Consider the following 14,124-nt stretch of genomic DNA (forward strand, 5'->3'; position numbering starts at 1 on the left):
AATGGTTGACTTATCGTTGAATCAATATGTTTGTAAAAAAGACATCTTCTATAATCTCTTCACCAAGAGACTGATTGATTCTGTTTTTAATCTCATCTTTAATAACAAACTGTCCGTCTGCTTCTTCAAGAATGGTATCTGCCGATTGACTAGACACCACATGAATAACCGCATCTCTGACCTTGGCTAATTTACTTCCAATAATTTCTGCAGATCCTTCATTTAAACTAGTTAATGACAGTTCCATCTTGATAATCGGTTGGCCTCTTTGTGATTCGCCCCTTAAATTAATTAAGAATTCTTCTAAAGGAACTGTTACTTCAACCACTTCTTCTTCCCTTGAAAAACGAGACAAGAATGACGGCGCCCCTTCTGTTTGATTCGCAAAGAACAATCCGCCTAATGCGACGCCAGTTCCTAACATGGTTAACAGTAATAAGACAATAATAGCTACCTTTAACCCTTTATTTTGTTTTGCTGCATTAATTTCCTGAGCCATTTTTTACTTCCTCTCTTTCATCATGAACAATGACAATGTTGACTCTTCTGTTCAGAGCTCGATTTTCATAGCTGTCATTTGGGACGAGAGGGCGATGTTCCCCAAACCCTCTGGCAGAGAGACGTTGAGGACTTATCCCATGTTCTTCAGTCAAGTACCTTATGACTGATACTGCTCGTGCCACAGATAATTCCCAGTTACTTGGAAACACCTCTGTACTTATTGGTACATTATCTGTATACCCCTCAATAATGAGTTCATTATCAAACAAATCAAACAAACCAGAAAGTGTACCTAACGCGTCTTTACCATTTTCCTTTAATTCCGCTTTTGCAGAATCAAAGAGGATCGTCTCTTGAATATCGATATACACACCTTCATGGTCTCTTGATATAGACACATCGGTCTGGATACTCTCTTTGTCCAAAAACGTTGAGACTGTTTCATATAATTCATGCACTTCTTTAGGTATAACATTTTCCGGATTGACCGGACTATCTGAAACGACAAGTTCTTCTGGTTCCAAACCATCAAACTCAGCTGAGCTCCCAAACTCTTCATAGTTTAAATTTTGAAGTGTTGTCCCATCACCTTCAAGAATCGAGTCACTTCCTGAGCCGATTAAAGCCAGCTTGAGTGAATCTGCCGCATCTTTAAACCGATCAGCATTAACATTCGACATTGAAAACAATAAAACAAAGAATGTTAGCAGCAAGGTCATTAAATCTGAGAATGTCGTCATCCAGGCAGGCGAACCAGAACTCTCTTTTTTCTTTTGTTTTCTAGCCATCTTCTACTCCCTACCTAACTAGTTCATCCGCAACTTGTAACTCTTCTTTCTCATCTTTTTTCTTGTCAGATTGAGATAAATAGCTTAATAATTTTTGTTCAATTGTTCGTGGGTTATCCCCTCTTTGTAAGGCAAGCACACCTTCAATAACCATTTCAATTGTTTTACATTCTTTTGCCGTTTGAATTTCTAAGTTCTTCGCTAAGGGCAGAAACACCATATTGGCTAAGAAACTGCCGTAAAAGGTTGTTAGTAAAGCAGTTGCCATGCCCGTACCAATTGTAGACGGATCTTGTAAATCTCCAAGCATAGAAATTAAACCAATCAGCGTACCAATCATTCCAAAAGCAGGTGCATATTCTCCCCACTTCACGAACACCTCTTGACCAATTGAATGACGGTCTTCTGTTTGTTCCAGTTCAACATTTAATATTTCTTCAATGGATTCGATGTCCATCCCATCGACTACCATTTGAAGGCCATAAATTAAGACAGGATTCTCAAGTTCAGCTATGTCTTGTTCGATAGATAAAATGCCTTCGGTGCGACTTTTTTTAGCTAATTTAGTTAGTGTATCGATTAAAGCTAAACGGTCGTCATCTGGTGTAACTAATAACTTCCTCATTAAAGTGGGTACTTTCTTTAAGGTACTCAATGGAAAGCTGATTAATATAGCTGCAAGAGATCCAAAAAAGGTGATGAGGATAGATGGGAGGTCCCAAAATCGCATGATTGATCCTCCATCCGTCATGGCGACGAAGATTAACCCAATGCCTACGACTAAACCGATTATCGGCAATATATTTCGTTTCACTTACTCCACTCCTGCCTCTGTTTGATAAATGCGTTTCTTAAATTCAATGACTTTGTTTACAATCTCTTCTGGTGTATCTTGAACACGAACAGTTTTTAAATCAATCAGTGTGATTATCGTGTCAAAGTCTCTTTCAATCTTGTAAATCAACTCATTGTTTAAGTAAAATTCTTTGCCAGAAACACTGTTTAATTGAATCATGTTGGTGCCTCTTTTCTACTGTTATTCAGTCACGATACTTAACGTTTTAAGTTGATTAATTCTTGTAGCATCTCGTCAGATGTTGTAATGCTTCGTGTATTAGCAGAATAGGCACGGCTTGTAACAATCATTTCTGTAAATTCGTTAGCCAAGTCAACGTTAGACATTTCCATAAAGCCTGAACGAACAGTCGCAAATCCATCATCTGATGGGGCTCCAAATTGTGCAACGCCCGAGTTAGCTGAGGAATTGTATAAGTTCTCTCCAACTTTTTCCATACCGTCAGCATTTGCAAAGCTAGCTAAAGCCAATCGTCCGATGATGTAAACTTCTCCATTACTGTATGTTCCAAGAATTGTACCGGTACTGTCTACAGCGTAGTCTTGTAATTCAATCGTGTTTCCATTGGCATCCTGAATGGTTTGAGGGATATCTAAAGCAACTAGTTGGTCTGTATTCATAACCAATCCTTCTTCAAGAACTGGTGCTCCTGACCCTTCAGGTTGGTAACCCATCACTCTCATACCACTTGAAGTGGTTAAGTTTCCATTATTATCAGTGTAGAATCCACCATCTCTAGTATACTGATTCATACCACTTGCTCCCCCGTCTTGGCTGACGACGAAGAATGAGCTGTCTCCATTTTGAAGACCAAAGTCTAGTGCACGACCAGTAAATTGTAGGGATCCGCCTTGCATCATAATATCCGTTGAAGCAACTTGTGAACCTAACCCAACTTGTTGCGCGTTAATCCCCCCACGGCCGCCCGTGTTTGGTCCTTGAGCTCTAGCATCCATTTGGGAAATCATGTCTTGAAAACGAACACGTTGAGATTTAAAGCCAGTTGTATTGACGTTTGCAATGTTATTTGCGATAACGTCCATTTTTGTTTGTTGACCTTTCATACCAGTAATACCTGAATATAGTGAATTTAACATTGTGTTTCCTCCTAGTTTTTGAGTGTTAAACGTTTCTGAATCAGTCAGTCATCAGAAAAAAGCCTCTTTTCAGTCCAGCATATGCGTTTATCTTTTTCCGTTTATTTGTATGGCACTATCGATGTTAGTCACGTCGGTCATCTCTGTCGATTTTAAAGCAGTGATAACTGTTTTGTTTTTGATGCTTGCAATTAAAGCTAAATCATCGTATAAAATTAAGGATTGTTCAGACCCTTTAGCTTCCAATGTGTTTACCGCTTCTTCTAAACGGTTCATGTCCTCATCATTCAACGTAAAACCATGTTGTTCCAATCTTTTTTGTGCGTGATTTGAGATCGTGACGCTCGTTGATTTCGTATCCGTCTCTTTTAGTGCCTCTTGTAAAAACGATTGGAAAGGTCCACCTACTTGTCGTGGATCTGTTTTCCTTACAGGTGGCTCAGCTGGTCTTATCTGAGGCGAGCGATGAATGTTATTTATCATCACTGACTCACCTCTAATATATCGTTCATTTGATAGGTCTGACCATTCACTTGAAGCGTGGCATAACCATTGTCAAATCTGACTTTTTCAACAGTCCCCGTGACTAAGGATGCATCTTTAGTTGCCAATGTGACGTTTTTACCGACTAAATTAAAGCCTTGTTGTTGCTGGTTCATCAGTAAGTTTGTTTGCATGGTTTCGTTTAAATCCTGCATAGCTGTCAGCATACCGAACTGTACCATTTGACCAATGTAGTCCGTCTCTGATCCACCACCACTGCCGCTTGCTCCATCAAAGGAAGGCATACTCATGGCATTGGAAATGATATAGAGAAATTGTTCCATATCTAAATCGGAATTTTGCTTGATATCTTCACGAGGCTTTATTGAATCCATTGATCCAATCATCATATTGCTAGGTATGATACTCATTTATTTACTCCTTGTATATTATATTTAGGGTTTTAACCTTCCGGTTTTTACTGGATAACCCTATGAACCTCTTTTCGATTACCTCATCTCATTAGATATGAGATAATTAGTTTATTGGATTGAGAGGTTAGCCGTTTACTCCTTGAGTCCTTGAACTCGTAATCGAAAGACTGGTTCCTCTCTCTGATAAGCTGATTGCGAATGAGTTAGATGTTGAAAGCCTCGTGCTTTACTCCGTATCTATAACAAGGTAGTGACGCTTTTCAGACGAGTGGCTGTTCAATCCAAAATTAAATGAAGAAGGTGTCGTTATGTTCTTCTTAGGAATTGATATTGGCAAACGAAGCCATGTAGCCTCAGTTATGAATGAAGAAGGAAAAGTGATACTAAAAGGCTTTTCATTCCCCAATTCAACTGAAGGTGGAGAAAAACTTCTCCAAAAAATCATCTCTTTATCTCCGATTGATCAGTATAAAGTCGGAATGGAAGCAACGGGCCATTACTGGCTATCTCTTTTCTCCTTTTTGGATGAGCACGACTTTCTAATTCACGTCATTAACCCGATTCAGACCGATGGTTGGCGGAAAGGAACGGAAATTCGCAAACGTAAAAACGATATTATTGATTCTGTCTTGATCGCTGATTTAATGCGCTACGGAACCTTTGTAGAAACATCTTTATCCGATGAAAACATCTTTTCGTTGAAACAACTCTCTCGCTACCGAACCTATCTTGTGGGCACCGCTAGTGACTTCAAACGAAAAATCATTGCGGTATTGGACCAAGTTTTTCCTGAATACGATACACTTTTTAGTAAAGTGGGCATTTTTGGCAAAGCCTCAAAGGAAGTTCTGTTAGAACTGAGTTCTCCTGATGCCATCAATCACATTTCTGCAGGTGCCCTAGCTGATTTATTGGGGGAAGCCAGTAGAAATCGCTTGGGTATGAAGAAAGCTGAAGAACTAAAAACCGCTGCCTCACACTCCTTTGGAGTTAAATTCGCCCAGGAAACATTCACCTTTCAATTATGTTCAATGATTGAGCAATTAAAATTTCTTGAAAAGCAAATAACCGATACAGAAAAAGAAATTAAAAAGATCATGGATGATATTGATTCTGTGATAGAAACAATCCCGGGTATCGGTCCAATTAACGGTGCGACGATACTAGGAGAAATTGGTGATATAAACAAGTTCTCCTCACCAGCTAAATTAGTTGCCTATGCCGGTATTGATGCTTCTGTCACCCAATCGGGTGAGTTTGAAGGAACACACAACGTCATGAGTAAACGGGGCTCTCCATATTTAAGAAAAGCCTTATTCTCCGCTGCACTAGTAGCCTCAAGACACGATCCTGTATTAAAAGCATTTTACGAAAAGAAAATATCTGAAGGTAAACACCACCTTACAGCTCTGGGCGCCGTGTCACGCAAACTCTGTTACATTATTTATGCTATTTTGAAAAAGAATGAACCTTACGAAGTCCGTTTGCGATAATTTCAAAAATGACGCTTGATTCAGCTTATTTGGTGCGCCCTTAAATTCCAAAATAGACTGTAGAAATATTAGGTTTTATTGCTTGACTTTATATAGTTAGTCTTTCTTAAAAATTTAAGCATACACATTCAGGCCACTTTCTCTAGAATACTTTTTTTGTAAAAGAGGTTCTGAATCAGATTCTATCCCTTCTTCAGTACTCATAAGATTCAACTGTGCTGCTGCCTGCTTTTCTCCTTTTGACTGGTTAAAGTTTTGTGAAAACGTCATATCCTGAGATTGAGTGTGTGGCTGTTCTTTCACAGTCATCTCAATCGAGTTAAATTTAATCCCCTTGGCTTCCAATGGCGTTCTCAACTGATTGAACTGGCTTTCTACGTATCGTTTGGCTTCTTCGGATTTGAAAACAAACTTTCCTGATACGTCATCTTTATCGAAGATTAATTCAATTTCAATGTCTCCAAGTGATTCAGGCGTTAAGCGAATGGTTGATTGCATCACTTCTGTACCCTTATCATTCTGTACTCTTTGTACGAGCAGTTCCTCAATTTGATCCATGCTTTCTTCCAAAGTTACCATTGGTTGACTGTCACTTGGTGCAGTAACTGTTACTTTAGGTGTGGTCACTTGTGTTTCGGTAGACACCATACTAGGTAACTCACTTAACACCTCTTCCTCTTTAACCGATAATGGTGAAGTAAGCATCTCACCTGCTTGTTCAAGTTGGCTCGGACGAGTGATGACTTGAGAGAGATTCCGTTGGTAAGTATACAATTCAATCGTCGGTGCGGTTTCAGTCGGTTGACTTGCATTTACCCCTTTACCAGTAGGAGAATCGACTTCTTTGATATCAATTGGTTTATGTACGCGTTCTGTGTGTTTCGACTCTTCCGTTTGAACTAACTTAGAATATGCCTCACCTTCAATCAGTGTTTCTACTGATGGCTTTTTGACATCCAGTTGGTTGCCTATTGATACGTCAGAGGAGTCCAATTCAACTGCTTGCTTCCAGTCAATCGTCTGATCTGATTGGTTATCAATCTGCTTCTTTGCTACCTCAATTGGAATAGGAACAGAATTGGCTTTTGTTACTTCCTGACTGGACTCACTAACTTCTACAAGCAAGGCTGACTGAGAGTTATTCGAATGGCTATCCTTACTTATTTCCTCATTTAATTCTACACTAGCCAAGTCAACTGGCTTATAATCAGTTTGAACATCAAAGGAAATGAATGGATTAATCAATGCGAAGACGTCTGATTCTTCTTCAGTCTCATATTGCAATTGGACTAATTCCAACTCTTCTGTAGTCAAACTGTTTTCTTGAGAGCTGCTGGTTTCTGACTCTAGCTGTTTTGACCCTTCTGTTACTGGTAATACAGCATACTTCATCAACTGTTCTGTAAAGTCACCTTCGTTCACAGGTGTCGCTTTTTTATCAGGTGTTGCAGAAAGATTAGGAGACATAAGGTTTGCTACTTCCATTAGTTTCACCTCCCTTCATGTGTTTTTATGTAAGAATAAGTAAACCATAAACAACTTGGACTCTCTTTATGTAAAGCTTCTACCGTAACTTAAGGTTGATATTTCGTCCAGCTGGTCTTGCTCTTTTTTCTTAAGTAAGTCGACGTAACGGGTATGCTCTTTTTCTTCAAGCTTTTCCATTACTTTTTTGTCTTTATGTGCTTCTTTTAAAGAATCCATTGCTAATACTAAATCCTGATTAGCTTTTTCCACATTCAAGCGCTGCTGTGTAATTTTATCGTTCAATACTTCTTTGTATAAATTATGGCGTTTCAAATTATCAATAGAAGAATAGAATAATTTCTCACTTTTCAACTTTCGACTTTCTGATGTCATGCGTTTTAGCTTTTCTTCTTCTAAACGAACGATTTCCTGCTTTTCTTTTACGACTTGTTGAGCTGTGCCTTCTAAATCTGAGCGCCAGTCCAAGACTTTTTCCATTGAAAAAACGTATTTCTGCATATAGTAGTCTCCTTAGTAGACGGTTAATTTCCAAAAACAGATTGCATTGCTTGTACCGTTTCATTGAACGTATACGGCTCGGTCACCTTTTGCTTTAAAAATGACTTGATTGGAAGATTGAGACGAATCGCCTGGTCTAATAGTGGATTCGTTCCTTGTTTATACGCTCCTACATCAATTAAATCCTTTGATTCCTTATATGCTGCTAAGTTTTCGCGTACTTTGCCTGCTAGTTCATCATGTTTATCCGTCACAAGAGCCTTCATTAGACGACTTAAACTGCTTTGAACATCAATTGCTGGATAATGGTTCTCTGAAGCAATGAGTCTCGATAAGATGATGTGACCGTCTAAAATACCACGTACTGAATCGGCAATCGGTTCGTTCATGTCATCCCCTTCTACTAAAACAGTGTAGAACGCTGTAATGGATCCTGATTCGGCATTCCCACTTCGTTCCAATAGTTTCGGTAAAACAGTGAAAACCGAAGGCGTGTACCCTTTAGTCGTTGGCGGTTCGCCTGTAGCCAAGCCAATTTCACGCTGAGCCATAGCCACACGGGTAACGGAATCCATCATCAAGACAACTTTCTTCCCTTGATCGCGGAAGTATTCAGCTGTGGCCGTGGCGACGTATGCCCCTTTCAACCGAACCAAAGGCGGCTGATCGGACGTTGCACACACCACAACCGATTTTTTATAGCCTTCTTCCCCTAAGTCATTTTCAATAAATTCCAACACTTCTCGTCCACGCTCACCGATCAGTCCGATGACAATGACATCAGCGTCACAATAGCGGGCAATCATACCTAAGAGTGTCGATTTACCTACCCCAGAACCGGCAAAAATACCGATACGCTGGCCTTCTCCAACGGTTAACAAGCCATCAATTGCTTTAACCCCTGTTGGTAAAATCGTATTAATTTTTGGCCGCTTAAATGGATCGGGCGACGCTCTGTGTACATCATATGTATAGGTTTCTTTTAAATCGTCTCCGCTAAGAGGCCGTCCGAGTCCGTCAAAGGTTTTCCCCAGCATATCGTCACTGACTTCAATCTTCAGCGACTTCCCTGTTGGGTAAACGAGACAGCCTGGTCCAATGCCTTCTAAATCATCTAAAGGCATCAGTAAGACTGTTTCTTCTACGAAACCAACGACTTCACTTAAGACAGTTTTAGAACTGGATTTAATTTGTATCTCACATACTTCACCGATAAACGCATCCAAGCCATCGACTTTTATAATTAAACCAATGACTTGGCTCACTTTTCCGTGCTTTAATACCATCGATTTTTTGTTCAATGTCTCATGATAGAGTTCAAAAGGTATATTAATCATTAGGCTTCTCTTTCACTCTCTTTCATCTCATGAATCATCGCTTCGAGTTGTTCCTTCACCTGTAAGTTAACTACTTTATGTGCACTCTCGACAATACAACCTAAAGGCAAAACCGTCTCGTCTTGTAAAATGGAGAAACGCACGCCTGGGTAACTTTTCTCTAAAAAGGGCAGTCTGTCTCTCACAAATTGACGCTTACTTGGGTGAACGGTCAAGCTGACATAGTCTTCTTTTTGGTCTAATTGAATAAGAATCGGGCGAACCAATTCCAATATGCCTTCCGGTGACAAATCCAGTTGTTCATGAACAATTTTTTCTGCCATATGTACGGACAAAGAAAGCAAACTGTCTTTCTTTTCTTTAATGTAAGCTTCGATGTCCAGCTGAGCATCTGTGATGCTTTGTCTTGCTTGCTTCATCAAGTCAGCGTGCATCTCAGTTGCTTCTTTTTGTCCTGTAGCCATGCCTTCTGAAAAGCCCGTATCGTATCCTTCTTTAAAGCCTTTTTCGTAAGCTTGCATGCGAACGTCTTGTTTCATCTGTTCAATATCTGCATGGGCTTCTTTTAGTAACGCCTCTCGTTCCTCAATAGCCGATTGAATCATCGCTTCACTTTTCTTCTGAGCTGCTTCAATTTCTTCAGCAGCTTCTTCAGTATAAAAGTCATTAGCTGGCTCTTCTTCAAGCTTGTAATCATAAGCGGTATTGATAACCCAATTGCTTGTTTCTTCTGCTTTGGCTCGTTTCGATTTTATAATTCTACTCGATGATGGCATCTTGATCACCTCTCATAATGTAAATCTCACCCATCTCGTCTAAGCGACGGATGACTGTAACCACATTCTGCTGGGCTTCTTCAACAGCAGACAAACGTGCCGGCCCAAGGTATTGCATGTCTTCTTTGAGTGTTTCGACAGCTCTGGAAGACAAGTTTCCATAGATAAATTCTCGTAATTCGTCTGATACACCTTTGAGTGCCAATACCAAATCGTCGTGATTGACGTCTCGAAGAACTTTTTGTACGTCTCCTTTTTGTAAAGACACAATGTCTTCGAACGTAAAGAGACTGGCTTTGACTTCTTCTGCCAAGGCAGGTTGTTTTTGTTCCAGCTCACTGACAATGGCTTTTTCAGTTGTACGACCCACTTGGTTAAGAATTTCAACCAATGTCTGAACGCCACCAACGTGCTCCGTTTCATTTTCGACATAGGAAGAGAACTTGCTTTCAATAACCTTTTCAATCTTCTCAATGACATGAGGCGACGTATTGGTTATCGTTCCAATACGCTCTGCAATATCTGTTTGAGCTTCCAAAGGAAAGTTGATCAATATTTGCGCTGCTTTTTCAGGTTGCATGTAACACAAAATTAATGCTACGGTTTGTGGCTGCTCGCCTAGTAGTAAGTTAGTCAATTGTTGCGGATCAGCTTTTCGGGCAATATTAAAAGGCCGTTCACGTAGTTGAATTTGATTCAACATGTCAATGACTTCTTTTGCTCGTTGCTGACCCAGCGCTTTATTTAACAAGTTTTTAGCGTAATCAATCCCGCCATCGATAATGTATTCTCTAGCCTGAGACATTTGAAGGTACTCATTAACAATGGCCTCTCGCTGTTTCGGACTGACGTAATCGATATTTGCAATCTCATAACTTACCCGTTGAATATAAGGATCCGGCAACTGTTTCATGATTTGAGCAGATATTTCGGGTCCCAAGGAAATCATTAAGATAGCCGCTTTTTTTACGCCATCCATTTCTACAGGTGCTTTTTTATCTTCTATTACTTCTGCCAATGATATCCCTCCCCTCTAATCTTTCAACCAGACTTTCATTAATTCAGCTGCTAGTTCTGGATTATCTTTTGCTTGTTGTTTCACTCGGTCTTCTTTTTCACTCATCACTTTATTTTTCTGTTGAATGAGTTCATTTTCCTTATCCATGACTTCAATCGGATCAGCTTGTGGAAGAGTAGCTTCTTGCACGTCTTCCATATAATCAAACGGGACATCATAATCTGACTTGTTTCGACCTTTTCTAAGAATGGACAGTATAGCCATTGCTATTACTAATAAAATGAGTCCGGCAGACATGTAAATCCAGTTATCCATAATAAATGCTGTCAGTTCAGCTAAGATATCGTCTCCGCCACCAATGACCAAATTTTCGGAGTCCGCGAATGGTAAAATTTCAACGTTAACGTCACCAGGCAGTGGTACCTCTGCTAATTCATCTAAGCCTAATGCTCGTCTAACAATACGTCCAATTTCTTCCTGTGAAGGCACAACGTCTGAATTTTGGTTCACTACGACAGACGCATTAAGTGCTTCGACTACTCCAGGTGCACGAACGTAGCGTTCAGTCACTTGATCAAGTTCATAGTTGGTTGTTCGGTCGATGGATGCTGAATCATCTTCAGCTCCGTCTTCGGCTACAGGGACGTCTACGTTTCCTAACAAACCTTCTACCATATCTCTGGCTCCATCGAAACTTTCCACTTGGCTACGGATTAATCCCTCACGATTCTCGTCACCTTCAGGAGTCATCGGAGCACTGTACTCAATAGTTTCACCTTCAATGACATCAAAATTCATCGAAGCATTCACGACGATTCTTAAATTTTGATGACCGTAAACAGGTGCTAACAAAGCCAATATCCGTTGCTCTAAATCCGTTTCATACGTTCGCTGAATATTCTGATGATTGCTTGAAAAATCAGCCTGGGTCATCATATCTCCACCAGACTGTAAAAAGCCACTTAACAACTGGCCGTTTGTATCAACAATTTGAACATTCTCAACAGGTAAGCGGTCGACCGCTCCTGTGACCAGTGCCGCAATCCCTTGAATGTTTTGTTGGGTAACCGTCCCTTTTGTCTGCAAAACGATGGAAGCAGATGCTTCACTTCGGTAAGCAGGGTTTTGGAAAATACTGTCTTCAGGAAGTGACAACATCACTTTAGCTGATTCCACTTGAGCTAATGAAGAAATTGATCGTTCCAATTCACCTGTTAACGCACGTTGGTACATGATTTGACGGTCTTCATCCGTTGTCATCATGCCTGTGTTATCAAAGATTTCAAATCCCGTCGATTTCTGAGGCATCATGCCGTTCATAGCTAAATTGATGCGGTAATTATCTACTTCTTTTTCATCTACCAATATCGTTGACCCATTATCTTCTAATCGGTATTTCATCCCTTGAGCTTCCAGGTCCTCAACGATAGCTCCAGCATCTGCGTCTTCTAGATTAGAAAACAAAACAGCATATGAACTTCTTTGCGTAAAATAGCCAATCAATCCGACTAAGACGAGGGCTGTAGATACAAAGACGATCAACCGTGTTCGTTTTGCTTTATCCAGTTGAAGCCATCCTTCTTTAATGGATGTGCCTATTTCTTTTGCTTTGTTCATCCCTTACTCTCCCTTACTGTGATTGACTAGACATTAGAATTGCATTGATTTTATCTCGTTGAACGCTTCTAATGCTCTATTTCTCACTTGAACAGCAATTTCCAGGGATATCTGGGCTTCTGTTGTTTTAATCATAACCGTATGTAAATCATCTGCCGTTCCATCCACTAATGAACGCACAGCATCCGATGCTTCCATTTGTTTTGAATCAAGTGATGCGATTGAATCGTTAAGTAAAGCAGTAAACTCTCCGTTCACTTCTTGCTCTTTATGTATAGGTGTCGCTTCTGTTACTTGTTGAATTTGACGCATTGCTTCTGGGTAAAGCTGATTCATTCCATTGATCACATTAGTCGCTCCAATTCTTATTATCGTCTAGTCATTACTGTCTTCCAATTTCCATTGCACGTTTCAGCATATCTTTACTTGTGTTGATGGCTGTCACGTTTGCATCATATGTACGAATGGCTGTCATCATGTCGATCATTTCATTTGCCATATCCACATTGGGATACGCAACGTAGCCTTCTTCATCTGCATCCGGATGGCTTGGTTCATAAACGAGTCGGATATTGTCTTCGTTCACGTCCACTCCAGTAATTCTTACACCAGCACTTTTCGTTGATGTTTCATCAGTGAAACCAGAAGTGACACGTTTTAAGTTTTCTTCAAATTCGACTTGTTGCTTTAAGTAAGGACCTTCTCCATCTTCTGTTCGAGTCGTATTGACGTTCGCTATGTTTGTCGAGATGGTATCCAGTTTAAATCGTTCAAGGGTCAAGCCGCTTGCGTTAATTTGCATCGAGTTAAAAATTGACATGCTTTAGTTACCTCCTTAAGACTTATCTTAGAACAGAACGTATCATTGAGTAGTGATTACCCATCTGAGTAGTCAACGCTTGATAATAAATAGCGTTGGCTGATAATTCCGCCATTTCTGTATCAATCGCCACATTATTTCCATTTTCATTTATTCGGTTGCCTTCTTGCGCTTTTATTGCAGGACTAACTGAACTGAGGTCATTTACTCCGTAATGCTTTGAATGGGTACTTCTCATTGAGGTGCCATCCATTGAATCCCTTAATACACTTTCAAATTCCACACGTTTTGCTTTATAACCAGGCGTATTCACGTTTGAGATATTACTTGAAATCATTTCTTGCCTCATAGAGGATGCATCCAAGGCATTTTTTAATAAATCACTATTTGATCCTACAATCATTTGCTTACCTTCTTTCGTCCAGTGAATGATTATTAATTACATATTTTAAGCACAAGATTCATTTTAGTAGAGTGTTTTATCTTATGCAATAGACTAAAAGTGTACAATTTGACTAAAAAACAAGACTAACCAGCTAAATCTGTCTTTAATAACACACATTTTATAACTAGTTGATTTTAAGATATTTCCATGATTTCGTTAAATAACCCGCATTATACTAAGGTTTTTACTGAAATAAGGCACACTACTTCTCTAACCTTTATGTTAATTTTGTCTGAAAAATGTTTTGTTTAATATTTGTCACAAAGCGTCATATAGTTATGACATTTCTGTGAACATCGAGACATACCGTTATAGGAATGTCATAAAAATTGAATAAAATCATTCTATATTTATTCATTCCTAAAAAATGAATAAACTCTTAAAACTCCCCTACTGTTTATGGCAATATAAAAGTAGATAGTATTGCAACGAAAATCTTAGAAGCTTGAACAAACAAAAAAGGCTTGCCAGCC

Annotated in this window: 17 protein-coding genes; 1 reads left to right on the top strand and 16 read right to left on the bottom strand. The window is 39.6% G+C overall.

From position 1 onward, the window contains the following. Positions 1 to 10: 10 nt before the first annotated feature. From C3945_RS06610 to C3945_RS06640, 7 genes are all read right to left on the bottom strand, one after another. Positions 11 to 499 carry a flagellar basal body-associated FliL family protein gene (locus tag C3945_RS06610; RefSeq protein ID WP_161878907.1) on the bottom strand — a complete coding sequence of 163 codons (489 nt, stop codon included), beginning with the start codon at positions 497 to 499 and terminating at the stop codon, positions 11 to 13. Then, positions 483 to 1,289 carry a flagellar motor protein MotB gene (locus C3945_RS06615; RefSeq protein WP_161878908.1) on the bottom strand — a complete coding sequence of 269 codons (807 nt, stop codon included), beginning with the start codon at positions 1,287 to 1,289 and terminating at the stop codon, positions 483 to 485. The genes C3945_RS06610 and C3945_RS06615 overlap by 17 nt, the downstream gene beginning before the upstream one ends. A 10-nt stretch (positions 1,290 to 1,299) precedes the next feature. Beyond that, a complete protein-coding gene (locus C3945_RS06620; protein ID WP_161878909.1) occupies positions 1,300 to 2,103 on the bottom strand; it encodes a motility protein A in 804 nt (267 codons plus the stop codon). Next, positions 2,104 to 2,304: a flagellar FlbD family protein gene (locus C3945_RS06625; protein ID WP_161878910.1), complete on the bottom strand. Its 201-nt coding sequence runs from the start codon at positions 2,302 to 2,304 to the stop codon at positions 2,104 to 2,106. Between the two features lie 38 nt (positions 2,305 to 2,342). After that, positions 2,343 to 3,242, bottom strand: a complete 900-nt coding sequence (locus C3945_RS06630; RefSeq protein WP_161878911.1) for a flagellar hook-basal body complex protein — start codon at positions 3,240 to 3,242, stop codon at positions 2,343 to 2,345. Between the two features lie 87 nt (positions 3,243 to 3,329). Continuing rightward, positions 3,330 to 3,725 (bottom strand): TIGR02530 family flagellar biosynthesis protein, encoded by a 396-nt coding sequence (locus tag C3945_RS06635; protein ID WP_161878912.1) that lies wholly within the window; start codon positions 3,723 to 3,725, stop codon positions 3,330 to 3,332. Beyond that, the gene (locus C3945_RS06640; RefSeq protein ID WP_161878913.1) at positions 3,725 to 4,156 is read right to left on the bottom strand and encodes an FLgD tudor-like domain-containing protein; all 432 of its coding nucleotides are present in this window, start codon (positions 4,154 to 4,156) and stop codon (positions 3,725 to 3,727) included. Before C3945_RS06640 ends, C3945_RS06635 begins: the two co-directional genes overlap by 1 nt. Before the next feature lie 311 nt (positions 4,157 to 4,467). Between C3945_RS06640 and C3945_RS06645 the strand changes: the two genes are divergently transcribed. Next, positions 4,468 to 5,652: an IS110 family transposase gene (locus C3945_RS06645; protein WP_161878914.1), complete on the top strand. Its 1,185-nt coding sequence runs from the start codon at positions 4,468 to 4,470 to the stop codon at positions 5,650 to 5,652. A gap of 114 nt (positions 5,653 to 5,766) precedes the next feature. On the opposite strand, the gene C3945_RS06650 is transcribed toward C3945_RS06645, so the two are convergent. From C3945_RS06650 to flgB, 9 genes are all read right to left on the bottom strand, one after another. Beyond that, a complete protein-coding gene (locus C3945_RS06650; protein WP_161878915.1) occupies positions 5,767 to 7,137 on the bottom strand; it encodes a flagellar hook-length control protein FliK in 1,371 nt (456 codons plus the stop codon). A 66-nt stretch (positions 7,138 to 7,203) separates the two neighbouring features. After that, complete coding sequence (gene fliJ, locus C3945_RS06655; RefSeq protein ID WP_161878916.1) at positions 7,204 to 7,638, bottom strand: flagellar export protein FliJ; 435 nt, start codon at positions 7,636 to 7,638, stop codon at positions 7,204 to 7,206. Positions 7,639 to 7,661: 23 nt separating this feature from the next. Continuing rightward, positions 7,662 to 8,975, bottom strand: a complete 1,314-nt coding sequence (gene fliI / locus C3945_RS06660) for a flagellar protein export ATPase FliI (protein WP_161878917.1) — start codon at positions 8,973 to 8,975, stop codon at positions 7,662 to 7,664. Then, positions 8,975 to 9,751, bottom strand: a complete 777-nt coding sequence (locus tag C3945_RS06665; RefSeq protein WP_161878918.1) for a FliH/SctL family protein — start codon at positions 9,749 to 9,751, stop codon at positions 8,975 to 8,977. The genes fliI and C3945_RS06665 overlap by 1 nt, the downstream gene beginning before the upstream one ends. After that, a complete protein-coding gene (fliG, locus tag C3945_RS06670) occupies positions 9,735 to 10,730 on the bottom strand; it encodes a flagellar motor switch protein FliG (protein WP_161878927.1) in 996 nt (331 codons plus the stop codon). The genes C3945_RS06665 and fliG overlap by 17 nt, the downstream gene beginning before the upstream one ends. Before the next feature lie 54 nt (positions 10,731 to 10,784). Continuing rightward, positions 10,785 to 12,386 carry a flagellar basal-body MS-ring/collar protein FliF gene (fliF, locus tag C3945_RS06675; protein ID WP_161878919.1) on the bottom strand — a complete coding sequence of 534 codons (1,602 nt, stop codon included), beginning with the start codon at positions 12,384 to 12,386 and terminating at the stop codon, positions 10,785 to 10,787. Between the two features lie 33 nt (positions 12,387 to 12,419). Beyond that, the gene (gene fliE, locus C3945_RS06680; protein WP_161878920.1) at positions 12,420 to 12,734 is read right to left on the bottom strand and encodes a flagellar hook-basal body complex protein FliE; all 315 of its coding nucleotides are present in this window, start codon (positions 12,732 to 12,734) and stop codon (positions 12,420 to 12,422) included. Positions 12,735 to 12,768: 34 nt separating this feature from the next. Further along, positions 12,769 to 13,206 carry a flagellar basal body rod protein FlgC gene (flgC, locus tag C3945_RS06685; RefSeq protein ID WP_161878921.1) on the bottom strand — a complete coding sequence of 146 codons (438 nt, stop codon included), beginning with the start codon at positions 13,204 to 13,206 and terminating at the stop codon, positions 12,769 to 12,771. Positions 13,207 to 13,228: 22 nt separating this feature from the next. Next, positions 13,229 to 13,609, bottom strand: coding sequence for a flagellar basal body rod protein FlgB (gene flgB / locus C3945_RS06690; protein WP_161878922.1), 381 nt, complete (start codon positions 13,607 to 13,609; stop codon positions 13,229 to 13,231). Between the last annotated feature and the right edge of the window lie 515 nt (positions 13,610 to 14,124).

It is taken from the genome of Alkalibacterium sp. MB6, from assembly GCF_009935905.1.
GTDB lineage: Bacteria > Bacillota > Bacilli > Lactobacillales > Carnobacteriaceae_A > Alkalibacterium.

Bases quoted from the DNA above. Each gene is read 5' to 3' on its own strand.
- C3945_RS06650 (WP_161878915.1), bottom strand. From the start codon at position 7,137: ATGGAAGTAGCAAACCTTATGTCTCCTAATCTTTCTGCAACACCTGAT.
- C3945_RS06665 (WP_161878918.1), bottom strand. From the start codon at position 9,751: ATGCCATCATCGAGTAGAATTATAAAATCGAAACGAGCCAAAGCAGAA.
- flgC (WP_161878921.1), bottom strand. From the start codon at position 13,206: ATGTCAATTTTTAACTCGATGCAAATTAACGCAAGCGGCTTGACCCTT.
- C3945_RS06645 (WP_161878914.1), top strand. From the start codon at position 4,468: ATGTTCTTCTTAGGAATTGATATTGGCAAACGAAGCCATGTAGCCTCA.
- fliJ (WP_161878916.1), bottom strand. From the start codon at position 7,638: ATGCAGAAATACGTTTTTTCAATGGAAAAAGTCTTGGACTGGCGCTCA.
- flgB (WP_161878922.1), bottom strand. From the start codon at position 13,609: ATGATTGTAGGATCAAATAGTGATTTATTAAAAAATGCCTTGGATGCA.
- C3945_RS06610 (WP_161878907.1), bottom strand. From the start codon at position 499: ATGGCTCAGGAAATTAATGCAGCAAAACAAAATAAAGGGTTAAAGGTA.
- C3945_RS06625 (WP_161878910.1), bottom strand. From the start codon at position 2,304: ATGATTCAATTAAACAGTGTTTCTGGCAAAGAATTTTACTTAAACAAT.
- fliF (WP_161878919.1), bottom strand. From the start codon at position 12,386: ATGAACAAAGCAAAAGAAATAGGCACATCCATTAAAGAAGGATGGCTT.
- C3945_RS06630 (WP_161878911.1), bottom strand. From the start codon at position 3,242: ATGTTAAATTCACTATATTCAGGTATTACTGGTATGAAAGGTCAACAA.
- fliG (WP_161878927.1), bottom strand. From the start codon at position 10,730: ATGGATGGCGTAAAAAAAGCGGCTATCTTAATGATTTCCTTGGGACCC.
- C3945_RS06615 (WP_161878908.1), bottom strand. From the start codon at position 1,289: ATGGCTAGAAAACAAAAGAAAAAAGAGAGTTCTGGTTCGCCTGCCTGG.
- C3945_RS06640 (WP_161878913.1), bottom strand. From the start codon at position 4,156: ATGAGTATCATACCTAGCAATATGATGATTGGATCAATGGATTCAATA.
- fliI (WP_161878917.1), bottom strand. From the start codon at position 8,975: ATGATTAATATACCTTTTGAACTCTATCATGAGACATTGAACAAAAAA.
- C3945_RS06635 (WP_161878912.1), bottom strand. From the start codon at position 3,725: ATGATAAATAACATTCATCGCTCGCCTCAGATAAGACCAGCTGAGCCA.